This window comes from Sphingomonas arantia, assembly GCF_042682045.1.
GTDB lineage: Bacteria > Pseudomonadota > Alphaproteobacteria > Sphingomonadales > Sphingomonadaceae > Sphingomonas_R > Sphingomonas_R arantia.
This window is the reverse complement of the sequence record NZ_JBHUGS010000001.1, coordinates 494104-513669: the sequence shown is the minus strand read 5'-3', so window position 1 is coordinate 513669 and position 19566 is coordinate 494104. Positions and strand designations below refer to the sequence as shown.

The 19566-nt window shown below is 68.1% G+C and carries 22 protein-coding genes and 1 riboswitch; of the genes, 14 read left to right on the top strand and 8 right to left on the bottom strand.

The window, feature by feature from the left end; translation table 11 throughout:
* Positions 1-19 precede the first annotated feature (19 nt).
* Together ACFSGX_RS02495 and ACFSGX_RS02490 are read right to left on the bottom strand one after the other, a co-directional pair.
* The gene (locus tag ACFSGX_RS02495) at positions 20-742 is read right to left on the bottom strand and encodes a glutathione S-transferase (RefSeq protein WP_380927215.1); all 723 of its coding nucleotides are present in this window, start codon (positions 740-742) and stop codon (positions 20-22) included.
* Between the two features lies 1 nt (position 743).
* A complete protein-coding gene (locus ACFSGX_RS02490; RefSeq protein WP_380927213.1) occupies positions 744-1031 on the bottom strand; it encodes a BolA family protein in 288 nt (95 codons plus the stop codon).
* A 39-nt stretch (positions 1032-1070) separates the two neighbouring features.
* Here ACFSGX_RS02490 and ACFSGX_RS02485 point away from each other — a divergent pair, with 39 nt between their 5' ends.
* Complete coding sequence (locus ACFSGX_RS02485; RefSeq protein WP_380928211.1) at positions 1071-1673, top strand: DnaJ domain-containing protein; 603 nt, start codon at positions 1071-1073, stop codon at positions 1671-1673.
* A 12-nt stretch (positions 1674-1685) separates the two neighbouring features.
* Here ACFSGX_RS02485 and ACFSGX_RS02480 read toward each other — a convergent pair whose 3' ends face one another.
* The gene (locus ACFSGX_RS02480; protein WP_380927211.1) at positions 1686-2042 is read right to left on the bottom strand and encodes a DUF1428 domain-containing protein; all 357 of its coding nucleotides are present in this window, start codon (positions 2040-2042) and stop codon (positions 1686-1688) included.
* Between the two features lie 191 nt (positions 2043-2233).
* Between ACFSGX_RS02480 and cobS the strand changes: the two genes are divergently transcribed.
* Genes cobS through cobT form a run of 3 tightly spaced genes read left to right on the top strand, consistent with a single transcriptional unit; the run spans position 2234 to position 5391 of the window.
* Positions 2234-3238: a cobaltochelatase subunit CobS gene (gene cobS, locus ACFSGX_RS02475; protein ID WP_380927209.1), complete on the top strand. Its 1005-nt coding sequence runs from the start codon at positions 2234-2236 to the stop codon at positions 3236-3238.
* Positions 3239-3241: 3 nt separating this feature from the next.
* The gene (locus ACFSGX_RS02470) at positions 3242-3571 is read left to right on the top strand and encodes a hypothetical protein (RefSeq protein ID WP_380927208.1); all 330 of its coding nucleotides are present in this window, start codon (positions 3242-3244) and stop codon (positions 3569-3571) included.
* Positions 3568-5391 carry a cobaltochelatase subunit CobT gene (cobT, locus tag ACFSGX_RS02465; RefSeq protein WP_380927206.1) on the top strand — a complete coding sequence of 608 codons (1824 nt, stop codon included), beginning with the start codon at positions 3568-3570 and terminating at the stop codon, positions 5389-5391. The genes ACFSGX_RS02470 and cobT overlap by 4 nt, the downstream gene beginning before the upstream one ends.
* A gap of 259 nt (positions 5392-5650) precedes the next feature.
* Here cobT and ACFSGX_RS02460 read toward each other — a convergent pair whose 3' ends face one another.
* Positions 5651-6139, bottom strand: a complete 489-nt coding sequence (locus ACFSGX_RS02460) for a hypothetical protein (RefSeq protein ID WP_380927205.1) — start codon at positions 6137-6139, stop codon at positions 5651-5653.
* Between the two features lie 119 nt (positions 6140-6258).
* On the opposite strand from ACFSGX_RS02460, the gene ACFSGX_RS02455 reads away from it, so the two are divergent.
* On the top strand, positions 6259-7227 hold the full coding sequence (locus ACFSGX_RS02455) for an esterase-like activity of phytase family protein (protein ID WP_380927203.1): 969 nt from the start codon (positions 6259-6261) through the stop codon (positions 7225-7227).
* Positions 7228-7332: 105 nt separating this feature from the next.
* On the opposite strand, the gene rpmB is transcribed toward ACFSGX_RS02455, so the two are convergent.
* Positions 7333-7614 carry a 50S ribosomal protein L28 gene (rpmB, locus tag ACFSGX_RS02450; protein ID WP_157174887.1) on the bottom strand — a complete coding sequence of 94 codons (282 nt, stop codon included), beginning with the start codon at positions 7612-7614 and terminating at the stop codon, positions 7333-7335.
* 176 nt (positions 7615-7790) lie between these two features.
* On the opposite strand from rpmB, the gene ACFSGX_RS02445 reads away from it, so the two are divergent.
* From ACFSGX_RS02445 to thiC, 8 genes are all read left to right on the top strand, one after another.
* Positions 7791-8093, top strand: a complete 303-nt coding sequence (locus tag ACFSGX_RS02445; RefSeq protein WP_157174886.1) for a hypothetical protein — start codon at positions 7791-7793, stop codon at positions 8091-8093.
* A 28-nt stretch (positions 8094-8121) separates the two neighbouring features.
* A complete protein-coding gene (locus ACFSGX_RS02440; RefSeq protein ID WP_380927201.1) occupies positions 8122-8307 on the top strand; it encodes a YqaE/Pmp3 family membrane protein in 186 nt (61 codons plus the stop codon).
* A gap of 51 nt (positions 8308-8358) precedes the next feature.
* A complete protein-coding gene (locus tag ACFSGX_RS02435) occupies positions 8359-8817 on the top strand; it encodes a nucleoside deaminase (protein ID WP_380927199.1) in 459 nt (152 codons plus the stop codon).
* A gap of 135 nt (positions 8818-8952) precedes the next feature.
* A complete protein-coding gene (locus ACFSGX_RS02430; RefSeq protein WP_380927198.1) occupies positions 8953-10341 on the top strand; it encodes a glycosyl transferase family protein in 1389 nt (462 codons plus the stop codon).
* Positions 10338-11387 carry a hypothetical protein gene (locus ACFSGX_RS02425; protein ID WP_380927197.1) on the top strand — a complete coding sequence of 350 codons (1050 nt, stop codon included), beginning with the start codon at positions 10338-10340 and terminating at the stop codon, positions 11385-11387. The genes ACFSGX_RS02430 and ACFSGX_RS02425 overlap by 4 nt, the downstream gene beginning before the upstream one ends.
* A gap of 38 nt (positions 11388-11425) precedes the next feature.
* On the top strand, positions 11426-12226 hold the full coding sequence (locus ACFSGX_RS02420) for a sterol desaturase family protein (protein WP_380928209.1): 801 nt from the start codon (positions 11426-11428) through the stop codon (positions 12224-12226).
* Positions 12108-12584, top strand: coding sequence for a DUF2141 domain-containing protein (locus ACFSGX_RS02415; RefSeq protein WP_380927196.1), 477 nt, complete (start codon positions 12108-12110; stop codon positions 12582-12584). Before ACFSGX_RS02420 ends, ACFSGX_RS02415 begins: the two co-directional genes overlap by 119 nt.
* Before the next feature lie 26 nt (positions 12585-12610).
* Positions 12611-12719, top strand: a riboswitch (TPP riboswitch).
* 42 nt (positions 12720-12761) lie between these two features.
* Complete coding sequence (gene thiC, locus ACFSGX_RS02410) at positions 12762-14645, top strand: phosphomethylpyrimidine synthase ThiC (protein WP_380927195.1); 1884 nt, start codon at positions 12762-12764, stop codon at positions 14643-14645.
* 277 nt (positions 14646-14922) lie between these two features.
* Here thiC and ACFSGX_RS02405 read toward each other — a convergent pair whose 3' ends face one another.
* Positions 14923-15540 carry a hypothetical protein gene (locus ACFSGX_RS02405; RefSeq protein ID WP_380927193.1) on the bottom strand — a complete coding sequence of 206 codons (618 nt, stop codon included), beginning with the start codon at positions 15538-15540 and terminating at the stop codon, positions 14923-14925.
* Between the two features lie 123 nt (positions 15541-15663).
* Positions 15664-16608 carry a M48 family metalloprotease gene (locus tag ACFSGX_RS02400; RefSeq protein ID WP_380927192.1) on the bottom strand — a complete coding sequence of 315 codons (945 nt, stop codon included), beginning with the start codon at positions 16606-16608 and terminating at the stop codon, positions 15664-15666.
* Positions 16609-16767: 159 nt separating this feature from the next.
* Here ACFSGX_RS02400 and ACFSGX_RS02395 point away from each other — a divergent pair, with 159 nt between their 5' ends.
* On the top strand, positions 16768-17751 hold the full coding sequence (locus ACFSGX_RS02395) for a class I SAM-dependent methyltransferase (RefSeq protein ID WP_380927190.1): 984 nt from the start codon (positions 16768-16770) through the stop codon (positions 17749-17751).
* A 308-nt stretch (positions 17752-18059) separates the two neighbouring features.
* Here the strand turns inward: ACFSGX_RS02395 and ACFSGX_RS02390 are convergent, their stop codons facing one another.
* A complete protein-coding gene (locus ACFSGX_RS02390; RefSeq protein WP_380927189.1) occupies positions 18060-19529 on the bottom strand; it encodes a hypothetical protein in 1470 nt (489 codons plus the stop codon).
* Positions 19530-19566 lie beyond the last annotated feature (37 nt).

Here is a 19566-nt window from a genome sequence, read left to right as displayed (position 1 = left end):
CGCGCGGATCAACGCGGGTTCAGTCCACCCCGTCCAGCTCCGGATAATGGCGGAAGATCCCGTCCGAAAACGCCTGCCGCCGCGGGCTCGCCAGATACGCCTGCAACTCGGGCAACGCCGCCACCCGCGCCCGCAACGCGGCGACATGCGGCCGATCCGCGATCACCGCCGCGAACCGCTTGGGAAACGCGAACGCCAGCCCCTCGGCCAGCTGGAACAGCGACAGGTCGGCATAGCTCCACGTCGCCCCGCACAGCCAGTCGCCACGCGCGACCAGCACCCGCTCGAAATAATCGAGGAATTTCGGCATCCGCTCGGCGCGGAACGCTTCCGCCCGCCGCGCCGCCTCGGGCATCTGGTCCTCATACCGCAACGCCACCGACACCGGATGATGCACGTCGTGCACTTCCGCCACCATGTCGGCGATCGTCAGCTGCAGCTGCGCCGCCCAGTATCGCCCCGCCGGATCGGCCGGTGCCAGCCCGTGCCGCTCGCCCAGAAACGCCAGGATGTTGGCGACCTGCGCGATCCGCATGCCGTCCGCCACCAGATAGGGCGGCGCGAACGGCGGCGCGGGATCGTCCCGCTCCATATCGTCCAGCATCGCCGACATCCCGCTGTCCGCATCCGGCGCGGCCATCACGACGTCGCGGTACGGGATGCCGCCCGCTTCCAGCGCCAGCCGCACGAACTCGCCGCGCCCCGGAATGCCCGGCCAGTACCACAGCTCGCAGACGCTCATGTCACAGCTCCCCCGGCGCACGTGCCTTGATCACCAGCGCATGGACCCGCTCGCGCAGCAGGTCCGCCAGCGCACGATTGACCAGCCGCTGCCGCGCGACGCGGTTCAGCCCGTCGAACGCGGCTGCCACGATATCGACCGTGAAATGGCTCTCGCCGCGCGCATCGTGGCCGCCGTGCCCGCGGTGCGCCTCGCTGTCGTCGATCACCGCAAGGTGGGTGGGGTTCAGCGCGGCCGTCAGCCGTTCCGTCATTTCGGCCGCGACCGGCCCGGTGGTGTCCTGCATCATGCCTCCTATATAGCCTGTTTGCGCAGGAGTTGGCAGACATTGGCGAGTGACGGTCCGGCCACCAAACGCAGCCCCCGGTTCCACGGGCGCGTCGAAAACAGCGGCCGGCTCTGCGATGCCGATGGCTGCTTCGGCGACGGCGAGTTTCGCGCGCCCAACACCGACGGCAAGCGCCCCGGCTTCGACGGTCCCGGCGACTGGCGCTGGTACTGCCTCGATCATATCCGCGCGTTCAACGGCGGCTATAATTTCTTCGCCGGCATGACGACGGACCAGATCGAGGCGGCGCAGCGCCCGCTCGCCGGCTGGGAACGCGAAACCCGCGCCTTTTCCGCCACGCCGGCCGGCACGCCGAAATGGGCGGACTTCGTCGACCCGCTCGACGCGATCGGCGCGAAGTTCGCCGCCCGTATGCCGCGCGCCCGCGCCGACGGCCGCCCCTTGAGCGACGCCGACCGCCGCGCGTTGAAGGCGCTCGAACTCGACGTCGACAGCGACCGCCGCACGCTCCGGGCGCGCTACGCCGAACTCGTCCGGCTGTACCATCCCGACCGCAACGGCGGGGACCGCAGCCACGAACGCGCGCTCCAGGCGGTCATCACCGCCTACACCCATCTGAAGGGCGCGCCCGCCTTCGCATGACCGCGGCGAAGTTCACGCGTCCAGAATCATCTCGAACCCACCCATCACCATGCGCTTCATATCGAACGGCGCCGCGCTCAGCGCTTCCATCCGCGGGTCCGTCATGATCCGCACATTGGCGGCGTCGCGCACCGCCTTCGATGGATACTCGATCCACGAAAACAGCACCGCCTCGCCCGGCTCGGCCTTCACCGCACCCCAGAAATCGGTGACCGTCCCGCGCGGAACATCGTCACCCCAGCATTCCACCATCCGGGTCGCGCCATATTCGCGGAACATCGCCACCGCCGCCTCCGCATGCGCATGCGCGCGATAGGCGGCCTTGTTGGCCTCCGGCACCGCCACCACGAATCCCTCGACATACGCCATCGATCGCCCCTCCCGTTCGCGCCCGGCGACGTCGCCTCCCGAGTCGTCGGCGGCCGGATGTTCGCATCGCGCGACGATATCCGGAAGGGTCGGACATTTTGGCACGTTCGAGGCGTTGCCCAACACGAACCATCCCTCTACCCCTCACCTCGACCCGGCGCCGCTGTCGCGCCCGACCAGGACCGCCCAAGATGACCGAGATTTCGAACGTACAGCCGGATACGCGCGCCGACACGATCATGGACGCACCGGACAAGATGGTGAAGATCCGCGAGGCGTTCGGCGTCGACAGCGACATGGAGGTCCCGGCCTTCTCCGTCGCCGACGAACGCGTGCCCGATCTCGACCCGGCCTATGTGTTCGATCCGGACACCACGCTCGCGATCTGCGCCGGCTTCGCGCACAACCGCCGCGTCATGGTCCAGGGCTATCACGGCACCGGCAAGTCGACCCATGTCGAACAGGTTGCGGCGCGCCTCAACTGGCCCTGCATCCGCATCAACCTCGACGCGCATATCAGCCGCATCGACCTCGTCGGTCGCGACGCGATCGTGTTGAAGGACGGCAAGCAGGTCACCGAGTTCAAGGAAGGCTTGCTCCCCTGGGCGCTCCAGACGCCGACCGCGATCGTATTCGACGAATATGACGCCGGCCGTCCCGACGTGATGTTCGTGATCCAGCGCGTGCTGGAAACGGAAGGCAAGCTGACGCTGCTCGATCAGAACCGCGTGATCCGCCCGAACCCGTGGTTCCGGCTGTTCGCGACGTCGAACACGGTCGGCCTCGGCGACACCACCGGGCTCTATCACGGCACGCAACAGATCAACCAGGGTCAGATGGACCGCTGGAACATCGTCGTGACGCTCAACTACCTGCCCGCCGCGGTCGAGGCGCAGATCGTGCTCGCCAAGTCCGGCGAATATGACAAGCCCGACGGCAAGAAGGTCGTCACCCAGATGGTCAAGGTCGCCGACATGACGCGCCAGGGCTTCATCGCCGGCGACATCTCCACCGTCATGTCGCCACGGACCGTCATCAGCTGGGCGCAGAACGCGCTGATCTTCGGCGATGTCGGCTTCGCGTTCCGGCTGTCGTTCCTCAACAAGTGCGACGAGGCCGAACGCGCACTGGTCGCGGAATATTATCAGCGGGTGTTCGGCAAGGACCTGCCCGAAAGTGTGGTCGGAAAGGTCTGATCGATGGCGTCACGCCGCGCCCGGACGATCGACGCGCGGCCTGAGCGTCCGGCCGTATCGGGTGCGCTGGGCAAGGTCGTGACGGTCGTCGCCACGCTCCTGCTGTGGGCCGCCATGATGCGCGTCGTGGGCCGGATCCCGTTCACCGAAACCATGACGGTCGCGCTGGTCGAAACCGCCGCCGCGCTCGGCGTCTACGGCATCGAGGCGATCGAGGATCTGTATCTGTCCGTCCTCGCGCTGATCACGCTGGCCGCGTCCATCCTGATCGTCCGCACGTTCCTCCGTCACCGCCGCCTCGCAGCCCCCGTTTCCGCCGGAACCACCGCATGACCGAACAATCTCCGCTCGACCGGTTCCGCCAGGTGCTCGGCGGCACCGCCCGCGCGCTCAGCCATGATCCGCTGGCGGAGGTGAACTACACCGGCGACAATCCCGGCCTGCTCGGCAAGCAGGCGCGCGTGCCGATGCCCGCCCGCACCCTGCCGGCACAGGCGGTGGCCGAGGCGCGCGGGTTCGCCGACGCCGCCGCCCTCCGCCTGCGCCATCACGACACCGCGCTCCACGGGTCGCAGGCTCCGGCCGAGGCCATCGCCCGCTCGGTCTTCGACGCTGCCGAACAGGCGCGGGTCGAGGCGATCGGCACGCGCGCCATGGCGGGCGTCGCCTATAATCTCGACACCGCGTTCGAAATGCGGATGCGGTCAGACCCCATCGTCCGCGCCAAGGCGCGCGACGAGGTTCCGCTCGCCACCGCGGTACAGCTCATCGTCCGCGAGCGGCTGACCGGCGTCGCGCCGCCGCCCGCCACGCTCCCCGGCCTCAACCTCGTTCGCGAATGGATCGAGCTTAAGGCAGGCGCCGATCTCGACGCGCTCGAACTGGTGCTCGACGACCAGAACGCCTTCGCCCGCATGGCCACCCGCCTGCTCGAGGATCTCGACCTGGTCGAAGGCCAGACGCAGCCCGACGTCGACCCCGACGAGGGCGGCGAGGACGAAGGCGAGGACCAGGCCGAAGCCGGCGACGAACAGGACCAGGGCGACGACCAGGGCGGCAGCGATTCGCAGGTCGATGCGCGCGCCGAAGCCTCCGAGTCCGGCGACGAGGAAGGTGAAAGCGACCAGACCGACGAATCGAGCGACGCCGACATGGACGGCGACATGGGCGAGGAGGGCGAGGGCATGATGCCCGTCCGCCCCAACCGTCCGTTCGCGGACATGTCCGGCCAGTTCGACTATCTCGCCTACACCCAGGCCTATGACGAGGTCATCGCCGCCGACGATCTGTGCGACGAGGAGGAACTCACCCGCCTGCGCGCCTATCTCGATCAGCAGCTCGTCCACCTCCAGGGTGCCGTCACCAAGCTCGCCAACCGCCTCCAGCGCCGGCTGATGGCGCAGCAGAATCGCAGCTGGGATTTCGATCAGGAGGAAGGGCTGCTCGACGCCGCCCGCCTCGCCCGCGTCGTCATCAACCCCGGCCTCTCGCTCAGCTACAAGAACGAGCGAGAAACCGATTTCCGCGACACCGTCGTAACGTTGCTGATCGACAACAGCGGCTCGATGCGCGGCCGCCCGATCTCGATCGCGGCGATCAGCGCGGACATCATGGCGCGCACGCTCGAACGCTGCGGCGTGAAGACCGAGATTCTCGGTTTCACTACCCGCGCGTGGAAGGGCGGGCAGAGCCGCGAAAAATGGCTCGCTGACGGTCGTCCCGCGCTTCCCGGTCGCCTCAACGACCTGCGCCACATCGTCTACAAGCGCGCCGACGAACCCTGGCGCCGCGCCCGCAAGTCGCTTGGCCTCATGATGCGCGAAGGCCTGCTGAAGGAGAATATCGACGGCGAGGCACTGATGTGGGCGCATGCGCGGCTCGTGGCGCGCAACGAGGATCGCCGCATTCTGATGGTGATCTCCGACGGCGCCCCGGTCGACGACTCGACGCTCTCGGTCAATTCCGGCAGCTACCTCGAAAAGCATCTCCGCCAGGTCATCGGCTGGATCGAAACCAAGTCGCCCGTCGAACTCGTCGCGATCGGCATCGGCCACGACGTCACGCGCTACTACCAGAAGGCCGTCACCATCATGGACGCCGAACAGCTCGGCGGCACCCTCGTCGAACAGCTTGCGGGCCTCTTCGACGCCTGAAGCCCCCCTCGACCCGTTCATCCCGAGCGAAGTCGAGGGACCCTTCGAGCGAAGCCGAGAATCCAACGCAGTTCGATCAGCCCCACAACAGCCGGTCAAACCCAAACCCCCAATCCCACCCCCCAACCCCGTTTGGTTCGAGCTTGTCGAGAACTCCGCGCAACGTTCTCGACAAGCTCGAACCAAACGGGAGGTGAGGCATAAAAAAAGGGGCCGGAACCTCCCGGCCCCGCCCCCTCCTCATTCAATCCACCCAGCCTCAGCAGTTCCGATCGATCGACCGCCCTGCGAGCGCACCGAGACCACCACCGATGATCGCACCCGTCGTCCCGTCGCCGCGACCATAATAGCCGCCGCCGCTGTTCTGGCCGATCACATTGCCCAGCAGGCCGCCCGCGATCGCGCCCACGATCGTCCCGCCGGTCCCACGGTCACAACGATATCCGCGATAGCCCCGGCCGTAGCCGCGACCATAACCGCCAGCATAGCCGCGCCCGGCGAACCGCGGGGCATAACCGTAGCCGCGCTGGTCGTAATAACCGCGACCGCCGCCATAGCCACGGCGATACCCGTCACGTCGGCCGTAGCCGCCATAACCGCGCCGGTCATAGCCGCGCCCGCCATCATAATATTGGACCGGCGCCGGCGCGTAGTATCCCGGCGCATAATATTGCGCGCTTGCCGCCGATGGGGCGACCGCCAGCGTCGCGACGGCCGCGGCGCTCAAGGTGAACATCTTTCCGAACATCTGCCATTCCTCCACCAACTGTGACGCTCTTATGACTCGCCGCCCGTGCATCATGGCTGAACGGCGTCGTTAGCCCGCGTTCAGCTTGCAAAGCCGCGCCGAGCCGCCAGAAGGCACCAATGCGCTACGGCCTCTTTTCGATCCTGTTCCTGGCGCTGCTGGCCCACACGTCGGGGGACCGCGCGGTCTACGATCCGGCGGGTCCGATCACCGCCACGCCGATCCCGCTGAACCGCGATCGCCCCGGTCCGCTGCGAGTCGGTGGCCTCCTGTTCCTCCAGGGTTGGGTGCTGCGCTCCCCCAACATGGCGTTCGGCGGCCTGTCGACGATGGTCGCCGACGATGCTGGCCGTTTCCTGGCACTCAGCGATGCCGGCACCGCGTTCCGCTTCCGCATCGGCCCGACCGGCGTCGTCGGCCCCGCGTCGATTCGTCCGCTTCCCGCGGCCGGCGAACGCAAGGCACTCAGCGACACTGAATCGATGGCGGTCGATCCCGGCAGCGGTCGCGTCTGGGTGGGGTACGAGGTCCGCAACGGCATCCGCCGGTTCGCCCCGCGCCTGACCCGGATCGAAGCTGGCCTAGCCCCCGCCGCGATGGACGAGTGGCCCAGCGTCACCGGTCCGGAAAGCATGGAGCGGCTTCCCGACGGGCGCTTCGTCATCCTGTCCGAAAACGCGCTTGTCCCTGGCACGGACCGCACGAAACAGGCGTTGCTCTTCTCCGGCGACCCCACCGACCCGCGCAGCCGCGTGATCCGGTTCGGCTATCGCGCCCCCGCCCCCGGCTACTGGCCCACCGACCTGCGCCGCCTGCCCGACGGCCGGCTGCTCGTCCTGCACCGCAAACTATCGCCGCGCGACGGGTTCGGCGCGATGCTCGCGGTGTTCGATCCGCGCGCGATCCGCCCCGGTGTCACGATCACGTCCCGCCCGATCGCCGTTCTCCGCCAGCCGCTGGCGATCGATAATATGGAGGCGCTCGCCGTCACTCGCGAACGTGGCCGCACGATCGTCTGGATCGCGTCGGACGATAATTTCTGGGTCTTCCAGCAGACCCTGCTGCTGAAGTTCGAGTTGCTCGACTAACCCCGGCAGGCAGCCCGAACAAACGAACGACCCCGGAGACGCGGTCTGCGCCCCCGGGGTCGTTCATTCAAACCCGCGACCCGCCGAAGCGAGTCACCAGCCGGATCAGGCCGCCTTCTTGGCGATCTGGCGCTTCAGACGGCGCGCACGCAGCGACAGCTTGTCCTCGCCGGTCTTCAGCAGCCAGTTGTCCAGGCCACCGACATGCTCGACGGAACGCAGGCCGTGCGTCGACACGCGGAGCTTGACGCTCTCGCCCAGCGCGTCCGACAGCAACGTAACGTTCTGCAGGTTCGGCAGGAACGTACGCTTGGTCTTGTTGTTGGCGTGGGACACATTGTGCCCGACCTGACGGCCCTTGCCGGTCAGTTCGCAGATGCGCGACATGGTTTGATCCTACGGTGTTCGGGGTTGCCCGGAAAGTGGCGGCGGATAACCGGGATACCGGCGCGCGTCAACCAATATGGCCTGCCCGCGCCTCCGCACGGATGTCGTTTCGTTCATGCAACCGATTCAGGCAAGCGTCGTTTCCAGCCCGTATTTACATAACAGGAGAAAACACAATGAGCGACAATTACCGGAACGAACCGCGCCGCAGCGGTGGCGCAGGCCGCACGATCATCATCATCCTGGTCGTCGCCGTCCTGGCCGTGATCGCCGCCGTCGCCACTGGTTTCCTCGACTTCAGCTCCAAGGGCGGCGCGCTGCCCAAGGTCGAAGTGAATGGCGGGGCCCTGCCCAGCGTCGATGCGGACGTCGGGTCGATCGATGTCGGCACGAAGAACACGACGGTCGAAGTGCCGAAGGTGAAGACCGAGTCTGAAACCGTCGAAGTGCCGACGCTGAGCGTCAAGAAGGCCAACTAAGCCTTAAAGTCGAAGAGGGAGCAGGATCATGACCATTGCGCGGATCATCGCCGCCATCCTGCTCCCCCCGCTCGGCATCTTCCTGTCACGGGGGCTCGGCCGCGATTTCTGGATCGGAGTGGTCCTGACGATCGCGGCCTTCGTGCCGGGTGTCATCTTTGCGCTGTATATCGTGCTAACCGATCGCAACGACTCGAGAGCACTGGCGCACTGATTCGATCAACCGACTGGCTGCCCACTACCGAATCGCGGTAGGTGGCTATTGATGGCCTTCCCGCTCCCCTCACCAATGCGTCTCGCGCTCGATCTTGCGGCCGCATGCGCAACCGCAGGTGAGGTTCCGGTGGGTGCAGTCGTCGTCCGAACTGGGACGACCGAAGTCATCGCCACCTCCGCAAACGCCATGCGATCGGGCCATGATCCGACGGCCCATGCCGAAATCCTCGCGATCCGCGCCGCTGCGGCCGCCCTCGGCACCAGCCGCCTCGATCAATGCGACCTGTGGGTCACGCTCGAACCTTGCGCCATGTGCGCCGGCGCCATCGCCCTCGCCCGGATCGCCCGGCTCTACTTCGCCGCTCCCGATCCGAAGGGCGGCGCGGTCCTCCACGGCCCCCGGCTGTTCGCACAGCCCACCTGCCACCATCGCCCCGAGGTCCACGACGGGATCGGCGAGGCGGAAGCCGCTGCTCAACTTCGGAACTTCTTCCTGGCACGCCGCTGATACCGCGACCGCACCGTACTAATATAAAGCGCAGCAAATCGGCCACGCCCGGCACGCAAACCGCCCAACTCTCCGCCTACCCCTTGTCTTAACTTCCGCCGTTCCGGATCATTCGTCGTAATTCCGGGGGGAACGATGGACGGTTCGGCATTTTGGCTGATGTCGGGCGCGCGGCACGAACTCGGCGTCTTCGCGCAGTTCGGCTTCCTCGCTTTCGGGCTTGAGCAACTGTTCTTCGATACGATCTGGATCGGTCGCGCCGGCTGGCGGGCCGCGACGGTCTACACCCGGCACGACCGCGTCACGATGCGGACGCTCGCCGCGCCCGTCGCGCCGGGACGTTTCGCGATCCTGATCGGCGCGTGGGACGAAGCCGCCGTCATCGGCTCGACCCTGTCCACCGCGCTCGCCCGCTGGGGCGACGCGGACTACCGGATCTACGTCGCGACCTACCCGAACGACCCCGCGACGCATGCCGCGATCGAGGCCGTCCGCACCACCGCCGACGCCCGCCGCCGCATCCGCATCGTCCCCGGCGACCGCCCAGGCCCGGTGACCAAGGCGGAGGCGCTCAACCGCAACTGGGATGCGCTGCGCGCCGACGAGGCCGCGGAGGGCTTTCGCTACAAGGCGGCGATCCTCCACGATGCGGAGGACTATGTCGCCGCGCACGAGCTACGACTGTTCGACACGTTGATCGAACGATTCGCGCTCGTCCAGATCCCGGTCCGCCCGCTCAAACGCGACGGCCACCCCGGCGTCGCGGGTCACTATCTGGATGAGTTCGCCGAGGCGCACGGCAAACAGCTCGTCGTGCGCGAGGCGATCGGCGCCAGCGTGCCCTCCGCCGGCACCGGCTGCGCCATCGCCCGCGACATGCTCGACCGGCTGGCGGACGAGCAGGGCAATACCCCGTTCGACGGCGAATCGCTGACCGAGGATTATGAACTCGGCCTCCGGATCGATCGGCTCGGTGGCCGCGGCATCCTGGCGCGGCTGTTCGACCGGCCGGGCGGTGAACTGGTCGCGGTGGAGGCCTATTTCCCGCATCACGGTCACGCCGCGGTCCGGCAAAAGGCGCGCTGGGTTACCGGCATCGCACTGGCCGGGTGGGACCGGCTCGGCTGGCAGGGCGGCGGGCTTGAGCGCTGGATGCGGCTGCGCGATCGGTCGGCGCCGCTCGCCGCGGCCGTGCTGGCGGCGGGTTATACGGCCATCCTGCTCGCGCTGTTCGAAACGCCGTTCGCTTGGGCTGCGGGGCGACCTGCGCCATTGCTCGCGGAGATCGACACGCCGATCGCCCACCTGCTGTTCGTGCTCCTCATCTGGCGTCTGGCGATGCGCGCGCTGCTTGTTGGCCGACTCTATGGTCCGGGCGAGGCGCTGCGCTCGGTTCCGCGCATCGTGGTCAGCAATCTCGTCGCGATCGCCGCATCGGCCCGCGCCTTGTGGTGCTACGTCGCCGGCGCGCCGCCGCGTTGGGACGCGACCGTCCACACCCTGCCCGACGACGCACCGCGATGAACGGCTCGCGGTCGGTCCGCGGCTTTATCCTGGCGCTGCTCTGCTACGCCGGCGTGCGCACCGCGATCCTCTGGACACCCGACCTGCGCCCGGCCCCGATCGTCACGGTCGCGGCGGCGCGGACAGTCCCGCAGACCCGGCGCGACGCAGCTACGCCAACCCTACTGGTCGCCCAGCCGGCTCGCGTCGCACCTACGCTGTTGCTCGCCGTCAGCGAGGTCCGCCCCGCCCAGCCCTGGCGCCTCGCGATCGCCCGCCCACTGACGAACGCCACAGCCTCCGCCGCAGCCTCGCGCGCCGTGCCGACGCCGGCCGGCCAAGCATCGACATCGGATCGTCCAGAAGCACCAGCAGAACCCGCTTCGCTGCCGTCCCAGGCACCGCTGGGCCTCGCCCGCGCCAACACGCCGCCCACGTCACAGTGGTCCGGCTACGCCTACATCTTCCACCGCGCCGATCGCGCCGGCACCGCAACCCTCGCCCCCGCCGGCCAGATCGGCGGATCGCAGGCCGCCGCCCGGCTGGCCTACCGCCTCGACAACACCCCCATCGCCATCGCCGCGCGCATCGCCACCCCGCTCCGCGACACGCGCCAGGCGGAGGTTGCCGCCGGCCTCGACCTCCTCCCCCTCCCCAATCTGCGCCTGTCGGTCGAGCGCCGCATCGCGATCGGCCGCGACGGGCGCGACGCGTTCGCCGCCTATGCCGCAGGCGGGCTCTACCGCGCGATCGGTCCGCGACTCGAACTCGACGGCTACGCGCAGGCCGGCATCGTCGGCGCGCAGCGACGCGACCTGTTCGGTGACGGCGCGGTCCGTATCCACCACCGCACCGCGATCGGCGCTGCCACCGACCTCCGGCTCGGCGCGGGTGCATGGGGCGCGGCCCAGCCCGGTGCCGCCCGGCTCGACATCGGCCCGCGCATCGCCGTCACCACTCGCACCGCGCGGCTCCCCGTCACGCTCGCCGTCGAGGGGCGCCTCCGCGTCGCCGGCCGCGCGCGCCCCGGCAACGGCATCGCGCTCACCCTCGCCAGCGATTTCTGACACGTTCATCTATCCGTGCTATTGGCTCCGCCATGACCATGCTGCTCGGCCTGTTCCTCTCTGCCCTGGCGATGACGCTGATCGTCGCGGTCCGTTATCTCATCGTGTCGGGCGGCTTCGCGCTCGCCACCCGCGCACACGCGCCCGGCCTCTATGCGGGGCAGGACGTCCAGATCCGCAGCGAACTGTTCTGGTCGCTGGTGTCCGCCGCGATCTACGGCGTGCCCGCCGGCATCGTCGCCTGGGGCTGGCGCGAACATGGCTGGACGCAGGTCTATACCGATCTCCACGCCTATCCGCTCTGGTGGCTGCCCGTGTCGATCCTGCTCTGCCTGGTCGCGCACGATGCCTGGTTCTACTGGACGCACCGCTGGATGCACCGGCCCAAGCCGTTCAAGCTGGCCCACGCCGTCCACCATGCCAGCCGCCCGCCCACCGCCTGGGCGGCGATGAGCTTCCACCCGATCGAGGCGCTGACCGGTGCCGTGGTAATTCCGACACTGGTCTTCGTCATTCCCCTTCACCCCATCGCACTCGGCGTTGTGCTGTCGGTGATGACGCTTATGGGTGTCACCAATCACATGGGGTGGGAGATGTTCCCGCGCCGTCTCGTCAACGGGCCCGCCGGTCGCTGGCTAATCACCGCCAGCCACCATGAACGCCATCACGCGCAATATAGGTGCAACTATGGTCTCTACTTCCGATTCTGGGACAGGTTGTGTGGCACGGACCGCGGCTTGGGCGATTTCACCGCAAAGCCTGCGAAATCTGCCAAAGCCCGCGCTGCTGCTGGCGACGCTGGCGTTGCTGCCGGGGGCGAGCCCAGCCGGGCGGGTTGATCTCGGCATCGCCGGCCTGCGGTCGACGAAGGGCAACGTCATGGTCTGCCTGACGACCGCGCCCGATCATTTCCCCAATTGTCAGGACGATCCGGCCGCGCGTAAGACCACCGTGCCCGCCGCTGCGGCCGCCGCGCTGCGGTTCGATTGGCTGCCCTCCGCGGACTATGCCGTCGCGATGGTCCACGACGAAAACGGCAACGGAAAGCTCGATACCTTCGTCGGCATGCCGCGCGAAGGATTCGGCTTTTCGCGCAACCCCGCCATCCGCTTCGGCCCGCCGCGCTTTTCCTCGGCACGCTTCGCCGTCGCCGGCGGCCCGGTCGCCGAACGCGTGAAGGTCAAATATCTGCTTTGACGCCGCGCGCCTTGCGCCTATCGTGACGACATTCCCCGGGGGACCGCACGCAGCGGTTGAGAGGTGGCTGTCCGGCCACGACCCGCTGAACCTGATCCGGCTGACACCGGCGTAGGGAGGGAGCGGCACTTCACTTCCGCACCCCCCCTCCGTCCAGCCAAAACGGAGAGCGTCCCCATGGCCGATATCAACGCCCGCACCGAATCGTCCGATCTGCCACGCGGCACCGCGATGACGGTCACCACCGGCCCGATCCGCGGCAGCCGCAAGATCCATGTCGGCCCGCTGAAGGTCGCGATGCGCGAGATCATGCTCGATCCGTCGTGCGGCGAGGCTCCTCTCCGCGTCTACGACCCGTCCGGCCCCTACACCGACGCCGCGGCGACCATCGACATCGCCGCCGGCCTGCCCGAAATCCGCAGCGACTGGATCCGCGCGCGCGGCGACGTGGAGGAAGTGGACCAGCGCGAGGTCCGGCCCGAGGATAACGGCCTCAAGGGCCCCGACCGCTCCGGCGGGGTCGAACCCTTCCCCAACGTCCGCCGCCGCGTCCTGCGCGCAAAGCCCGGCGCGAACGTCAGCCAGATGCACTATGCCCGCCGCGGCATCATCACGCCCGAGATGGAATATGTCGCCATCCGCGAAAATGTCGGCCGCGCCGAACTGCGCGAGAAAGCGGCGCGCGACGGTCAGGATTTCGGCGCGTCGATCCCCGACTATGTCACGCCCGAATTCGTACGCGACGAGGTCGCCCGCGGCCGCGCGATCATCCCGAACAACATCAACCACCCCGAATCTGAACCGATGGCGATCGGCCGCAACTTCCTGGTCAAGATCAACGCCAATATCGGCAACAGCGCGGTCGCATCCGACGTGGCGGCCGAGGTCGACAAGCTCGTCTGGTCGATCCGCTGGGGCGCCGACACCGTCATGGACCTCAGCACCGGCCGCAACATCCACGACACGCGCGAATGGATCATGCGCAACTCGCCCGTCCCGATCGGCACCGTCCCGATCTACCAGGCGCTTGAAAAGGTGAACGGCATCGCCGAGGACCTGACCTGGGAGATCTTCCGCGACACGCTGATCGAACAGGCGGAACAGGGCGTCGACTATTTCACGATCCACGCCGGCGTCCGGCTCGCCTACATCCCGATGACCGCCAAGCGCGTGACCGGCATCGTGTCGCGCGGCGGCTCGATCATGGCGAAATGGTGCCTCAGCCATCACAAGGAAAGCTTCCTCTACGAACGGTTCGAGGAGATCTGCGAAATCATGAAGGCGTATGACGTCGCTTTCTCGCTCGGCGACGGCCTGCGCCCCGGTTCGATCGCGGACGCCAACGACGAGGCGCAGTTCAGCGAACTCGCCACGCTCGGCGAACTGACCCAGATCGCGTGGAAGCACGACATCCAAGTCATGATCGAAGGCCCCGGCCACGTGCCGATGCACAAGATCAAGCTGAACATGGAAAAGCAGCTCGAGGCCTGCGGCGAAGCGCCGTTCTACACGCTCGGGCCCCTCACCACCGACATCGCGCCCGGCTACGATCACATCACCAGCGGCATCGGTGCCGCGATGATCGGCTGGTTCGGCTGCGCGATGCTCTGCTACGTCACGCCCAAGGAGCATCTGGGCCTGCCCGACCGCGACGACGTGAAGGTCGGCGTCGTCACCTACAAGCTCGCCGCCCACGCCGCCGATCTCGCCAAAGGCCACCCGGCCGCCCAGCTACGCGACGATGCACTCAGCCGCGCCCGCTTCGAATTCCGCTGGCGCGACCAGTTCAACCTGTCGCTCGATCCCGACACCGCGGAATCGTACCACGACCAGACGTTGCCCGCCGAAGGCGCGAAAACCGCGCATTTCTGCTCGATGTGCGGCCCCAAATTCTGCTCGATGAAGATCACGCAGGAAGTCCGCGACTTCGCCGCCAAACAGAACGCCCCCGCCGACACCTTCATTGCCGCCACCAGTCCGGACGAGGCCGAACGCGGCATGGCGGACATGAAGGAGAAGTTCCGCCTCAGTGGCAGCGAACTGTACCTGCCGACGAGTTGAGGCCGGATCCAGGCGCCGACGCCTGTTGGCGTACTGTAACAACCGTAACGTTCCCCGGCGAAGGCCGGGGCCTAGATACAACTCCGCCCCAAGGTGTACCCCCGCGAAGGCGGGGGTACACCTTGGGGCGACAACCAGATCCCCACCCGAGGAGGACTATTGCAGACCCTTAAAAACCGCACCGCAGTGTCGGCTAGGGCGTGGCCTGCGAAAAAACTTGCCCGCTAAATCAACAAAAAACGGGGGACGGTCCAAAAACCGCCCCCCGCCCGTCACATCAGATCTCGTCGGTCCGACGACCATAGCGCGAACGCTCGGCCTGCATTTCCTCGATCGTATAGGCCGGTGCCGAAGCATCGTACCCCGACCAGCCGTTCGACGCATAATCACGACCACGATCGGTCGCGGTCACCGCGCCGTACTTGTTCAGCACCACTTCGGCCGCATCAGCATGCGCATCGGCGACCCGCGCGCTGACCAGCGTGCTGCCGCGGCGGACGCCCTCGGCATAAACCCCGGCATCGTCGCTGCTGTGACCCGCATCGGTCAGCGCACCGACGATCGTGCCCGTCGCCGCACCCCCGGCCGCGCCGAGACCGGCCCCCGCCAGCGTGGTCGCAAGCCAGCCCGCCGCCACGATCGGCCCGATGCCCGGGATCGCGAGCAGACCGAGGCCCGCCAGCAGACCGCCCACACCACCGATCGCCGCACCCGTCTTCACGCCGCGATCGACATCGCCGGCATGATCGACGCCCTCGTCATGGTCGCCGACATGGTCCGGATCGTTGCCCAGGATGCTGATGTCGCCGTGCGGCACGCCGAGCGCTTCAAGCTCGGTCACCGCACGCTTGGCGTCGGCATGGCTGTCGAACAGGCGCGTAATGGTGGTGGTCATTTATTCTCTCCTAGTGTCGGCCCGTTCAACGCGGTGTTTCGCAATCGGGTCCACCGTCATGCTGCGCCCGCCGGCCGACGGCCGCGTGACAGAAGCAAGTCTTTCCAATGACCTCCGCGCGGATCAGCGCAACGGAACGTCCCGCCGACCGAGCAACGCCGGGCGAACCGGCCGCCCCGGCATCACCGCGATCACCGCCGCTTCCTCCGCCAACAACTGCGCCCGCGCCGACGCCGCACCATGCGTCCGACTACGGAACGACCCCGCCAATCCCGCCCCCGCCGTCCGCCAGAACGCCGCCGCCATACCGGCATCATAACCTGCATTGGCGAGCAGATAGGCCGACATCCGGTCCGCCTCGTCCTCCGTCGCGCGCGTCAGCCGCCGACTGCGTCCGAACGCACCGCCCACTCCACGCCGTACCCCCGCCGCCGCCAGCCGCCGACGATGCCCCAGCACGACATGCGCCAGCTCATGCGCCAGCACCACCGCCAGCCCGTCATCCGCGATTCGCTCCACCAGATCGCTACCCACCAGGATCGTCGCCTCATCGGCCACCGCGTTCGTCCCGCGGTCCGTCGACAGCTCCACCCGCGCCGCGCACGCCGCCGGCGGCACGAGACGCACCTCCCGCGCAATCCCATCACGAAGCAGCGTTAGCACGATCGGCGCGCCCGGCGGCACGTTCGCGAGCCGATCCAGCACCGCATCGCGCGTCCGCGTACCGACCGCAGTCCCCGATTCGACCGCCACCGGCACGCCCGCGATCGCCACCACCCCGTCGTCGTCGCGCGCCCCGCCCCGCTCGGCCGCCGCCCCCGGCACCACGGCCTCGACCGCCACCGGCGCGACGAACCCGAACGCCGCCCGTGCCCGGGCGCGCATCGCCGGCGGATACTGGTCGATCGCATGCAGGACCATGCCGAACGCCGGCTGCGTCCGCCGGCACAGCGTCGCATTGGCGATTAGCAACCGCTCGGCAACGACCGCGACCCGCCGGTCCAGTCCGCGCAGCCGCGCAAACATGGCGTCCTGCGCCGGAGACGCCGCCACCGGCCCGGCGACCATAAACGCCGCAATCGCTGCAAACCGCACCGCCCGTCGCCACCCTCGCAAGACCGAAAGCGGATGCGCAACCTCGACGCCGCCCCCCGCGTCCCATACACCGGCCTGACAGCGATGCGGCTCCACCCGGCATCGCGTCATCACGCGCGGGGGCGACGAACGATGCTGGTCCATGATGCCGCCGCACTGGCCGCGCTGCTCGCCTGCCCGGCCTGTAACGGTCCGCTCGCCGGCACCCCCGACGATCCCGCCTGCCGCACCGAGTCCTGCGACCGACGCGACGTCCCGCTCGACCGCATCGACGGCAAGGCCGTGCTCGTCGATTTCGACCGCAGCATCCTCGATCGCGACGCGATGCTCGCCACCGGCGGCGCCAGCGTGCTCGGCCGCGATCGCTGGCGGCAGGTCCTGTCCCGCGTCGTCGACGGCCGCAACCATTTCTCCGCACACTATGCCCGCACGATGATCGCCGATCTCGCCGCATCGAACGGCACCCGACGGCCGGTCATCCTGATCGTCGGCGGCGGCGCGATCGGCAGCGGCGCCGAACCGCTCTACGCCTCGCCCGATGTCGATCTCGTCGCGTTCGACATCTACGTCTCGCCCCACATCACCTTCGTGGCGGACGGGCACGCCATCCCGTTGCAGGACGCCAGCGTCGATGCGGTCTGGGTCCAGGCGGTGCTCGAACATACCGTCGATCCGTTCGCGATCGTGGCGGAGATGACCCGCGTGCTGCGCCCCGGCGGACTGGTGTTCGCCAACACCGCCTTCCTCTGGCCGGTGTGCGAACATGCCTATGATTTCATGCGCTTCACCACCAGCGGGCTGCGCTGGCTGTTCCGCGATTTCGATGTCATGTCGGTCGGCTATTCGTCCGGCCCCGGCACCACCGCGGCGCTGGCGATCCGTTACCTCGCCCAATCGCTGTTGCGCAGTACCAAGCTCGGCCAGATCGCGGCCTTCCCGTTCGTCTGGCTGCGGCTGCTCGATCGCTGGTGCGACGGGCGTCGCGGGCTCGACGGGGCCAGCGCGCTGTTCTTCTACGGGCGAAAGGCCGATCGGCCGCTTGCGCTGGACGCATTGGTCCCGTTCTACGCCGCGCAACCCGCGCTCGCCCGCGCGGCCCAACGCAACCGCGACTGACCGGATCAGTCCTGCCGGTCCCAATCGAGCGGCGCGCTGCGTTCCATCCGCCACCCATGCCGGCGCCGCACCATGCGCCGTCCGCATCCCAGGCACGGGCTGACGCGCAGGCTGCCGTCCGCCCGGGTTCTTCGCCGGTCGCGGCGGTGATAATCGAACAAACACAATATGCGCTGAATAAAGCGAACAACCGTCATCTCTGATCCCCACCCGAGTCGTGACGGGCTCTCGCTATCACGGGGACGCGTTGGGGAATATTGATCAATCGTTACTCGGGCGTACCGAACTGAAATACGCAATCCGATGTCTCAACCTGGGACGATTCCGTCCGGCGTTTTCTGGATCCTGCGCATGTGCGGCAACAGCATCGCGGCCAGCAGCACCACCAGCCAGATCATCCGCCCCTGGTACCGATATTGCGGATCGGCGACCGCCCCGCCGAAGAACGCATTGGTCAGCAACGCCGCACCGCCGAGCAGCATCCACGTCCGCAGCATCGCCGCCTCCGCCGCCTCGCTCCGCCACCACCGCCGCGCGGCCCACGCGATCACGGCCAGCGACGCGATCACGACCAAGTAAAGCAGCACGTTCATGATCCCGACCGGCCACGCATTCCGCCCGCTCGGGCTCGCCCGCAACGTCGCACGCACCTTCGGCGGCAGCGACGCCCAGCAATCGGCCTGCGCGAAACACCCGGTGTTCAGCCCGTCATAATCGATCCAGGCCAGCTGGCGCAGCATGTTCTCGCCGATCTTCGCCGCCTGCCCCAGCGGATCATGGCGCAGCACCGCCAGCGCGAACGCGGTGTCCTCCGCCCCCATTCGCTCCCGCTCGGCCGGCGTCGCGATCATGAACGCGCCCTCGCGCGGGTCGGTCGAAAACAGGAACGCCGGGTTGGTCGGCACCGCGCCGATCGCGATCCGGCACACGGTGAACCGCCGCCCGTCGCAGCCCGATTCGATGAACCGCCGCCCCGGCCCGTCCATATAGAACCGCGCGGTCAGCAGCGGCAGCAGTTGCGGCGCCTTCCCGAACGCGGCCTGCGCCACCAGCGCGGTCGCCTGCACCGACAGCAACCCGATCGCGATCCCCGCGACCCCCGTCAGCCACGCCCGGCGCGGCGGCGGCCTGACTCTGAACAAGACAAGCAAAATCATCGCGCCGACCATGCCCGCCAGCATCGCGATATGGGTCAGATGGAACATCGCGGACAGCAGGACGACGCCGATCAGGAACGCCGTCTCGACCCGCGTCAGCCGTCCCGGCGTCGCCAGCAGCAGGAACGCGATCACCCCGAACCCGGCAAACGCATCGGCCAGCAACAGGCCGTTATACGTCGGCAGCGCGGTCGTCGCCGCGATGCCGACCACGGTCAGCAGGATGGTCCGCGGCCGCTCGATCCCGAACCGCTGCAGCGCCAGCAGCATCAGCAGGTAACAAACCACCGCCTGCATCACGACGAACGGCCAGAAATTGCCGATCACATAGCCCAGCCACAGCAGCGCGCCGAAATAGGGCGACCGCCCGGCCATGATCGTCCCGCTGCCGACATCGTTCGGCGTCGTCGATCCGGCCTGCTCGCTCGCCGCCGCAGGCGAAGGGACAACAGCATCACGATACCGGTCGGTCCACGCCGTCGAAATCCGGTGTCCGGACGCGACGAAGACCGCCGAATCGGCCGCGCGGATATAGTTGGTCGTATCGTCGAAGAAGAACGGCTGCCCGTTCACCAGCGCCGTCCACATCAGCGCCAGGATGCAGATCAGGTGACGCGCCATCGCCGCCGCGTGCCGGCCCGGCGCCTCGCCTGACACC

What these genes read in the sequence shown, in the direction of transcription:
- ACFSGX_RS02495 (WP_380927215.1), bottom strand. Translation starts at nt 742, where the DNA reads ATGAGCGTCTGCGAGCTGTGGTACTGGCCGGGCATTCCGGGGCGCGGC.
- ACFSGX_RS02490 (WP_380927213.1), bottom strand. Translation starts at nt 1,031, where the DNA reads ATGATGCAGGACACCACCGGGCCGGTCGCGGCCGAAATGACGGAACGG.
- rpmB (WP_157174887.1), bottom strand. Translation starts at nt 7,614, where the DNA reads ATGTCGCGCATCTGCGAACTGACCGGCAAGGGCCGTCAGGTCGGGCAC.
- ACFSGX_RS02395 (WP_380927190.1), top strand. Translation starts at nt 16,768, where the DNA reads ATGCTGGTCCATGATGCCGCCGCACTGGCCGCGCTGCTCGCCTGCCCG.
- cobT (WP_380927206.1), top strand. Translation starts at nt 3,568, where the DNA reads ATGACCGAACAATCTCCGCTCGACCGGTTCCGCCAGGTGCTCGGCGGC.
- ACFSGX_RS02420 (WP_380928209.1), top strand. Translation starts at nt 11,426, where the DNA reads ATGCTGCTCGGCCTGTTCCTCTCTGCCCTGGCGATGACGCTGATCGTC.
- ACFSGX_RS02405 (WP_380927193.1), bottom strand. Translation starts at nt 15,540, where the DNA reads ATGACCACCACCATTACGCGCCTGTTCGACAGCCATGCCGACGCCAAG.
- ACFSGX_RS02430 (WP_380927198.1), top strand. Translation starts at nt 8,953, where the DNA reads ATGGACGGTTCGGCATTTTGGCTGATGTCGGGCGCGCGGCACGAACTC.
- ACFSGX_RS02435 (WP_380927199.1), top strand. Translation starts at nt 8,359, where the DNA reads ATGGCCTTCCCGCTCCCCTCACCAATGCGTCTCGCGCTCGATCTTGCG.
- ACFSGX_RS02445 (WP_157174886.1), top strand. Translation starts at nt 7,791, where the DNA reads ATGAGCGACAATTACCGGAACGAACCGCGCCGCAGCGGTGGCGCAGGC.
- thiC (WP_380927195.1), top strand. Translation starts at nt 12,762, where the DNA reads ATGGCCGATATCAACGCCCGCACCGAATCGTCCGATCTGCCACGCGGC.
- ACFSGX_RS02470 (WP_380927208.1), top strand. Translation starts at nt 3,242, where the DNA reads ATGGCGTCACGCCGCGCCCGGACGATCGACGCGCGGCCTGAGCGTCCG.
- ACFSGX_RS02440 (WP_380927201.1), top strand. Translation starts at nt 8,122, where the DNA reads ATGACCATTGCGCGGATCATCGCCGCCATCCTGCTCCCCCCGCTCGGC.
- cobS (WP_380927209.1), top strand. Translation starts at nt 2,234, where the DNA reads ATGACCGAGATTTCGAACGTACAGCCGGATACGCGCGCCGACACGATC.
- ACFSGX_RS02480 (WP_380927211.1), bottom strand. Translation starts at nt 2,042, where the DNA reads ATGGCGTATGTCGAGGGATTCGTGGTGGCGGTGCCGGAGGCCAACAAG.
- ACFSGX_RS02460 (WP_380927205.1), bottom strand. Translation starts at nt 6,139, where the DNA reads ATGTTCGGAAAGATGTTCACCTTGAGCGCCGCGGCCGTCGCGACGCTG.
- ACFSGX_RS02400 (WP_380927192.1), bottom strand. Translation starts at nt 16,608, where the DNA reads ATGGTCGCCGGGCCGGTGGCGGCGTCTCCGGCGCAGGACGCCATGTTT.
- ACFSGX_RS02390 (WP_380927189.1), bottom strand. Translation starts at nt 19,529, where the DNA reads ATGGCGCGTCACCTGATCTGCATCCTGGCGCTGATGTGGACGGCGCTG.
- ACFSGX_RS02425 (WP_380927197.1), top strand. Translation starts at nt 10,338, where the DNA reads ATGAACGGCTCGCGGTCGGTCCGCGGCTTTATCCTGGCGCTGCTCTGC.
- ACFSGX_RS02455 (WP_380927203.1), top strand. Translation starts at nt 6,259, where the DNA reads ATGCGCTACGGCCTCTTTTCGATCCTGTTCCTGGCGCTGCTGGCCCAC.